This window comes from Thalassolituus sp. UBA6592, assembly GCF_002433655.1.
Classification (GTDB): domain Bacteria; phylum Pseudomonadota; class Gammaproteobacteria; order Pseudomonadales; family Oceanobacteraceae; genus Venatoribacter.
This window is the reverse complement of sequence record NZ_DJIO01000010.1, coordinates 2,971-3,182: the sequence shown is the minus strand read 5'-3', so window position 1 is coordinate 3,182 and position 212 is coordinate 2,971. Positions and strand designations below refer to the sequence as shown.

Below are 212 nucleotides of genomic sequence, written 5' to 3'. Positions count from 1 at the left end.
CAGCATGGTCTGAGTAATTTTCTGGGCCGGCCAGCGTTCATCCGTTGCCATGCTGCGCATCTGCCCGCGTAACCAGCGGTCGAGCGCAGTGTACGGTGGCTGCTGCAGCCACTGTTCCCACAGTGTCAGCAACGGGTTGCGGGCCTGATTATGGCCCGGACGGCTGCCGGATTTGTGCGAGGATCTGTTGCTGGTTTTGCTGCTGGTTTTGC

The 212-nt window shown here is 60.4% G+C and carries 1 protein-coding gene; it reads right to left on the bottom strand.

The window, feature by feature from the left end; genetic code table 11:
- A partial coding sequence (locus B2Z72_RS01030; protein ID WP_297004002.1) for a hypothetical protein occupies positions 1 to 212 on the bottom strand: 212 nt, incomplete at both ends.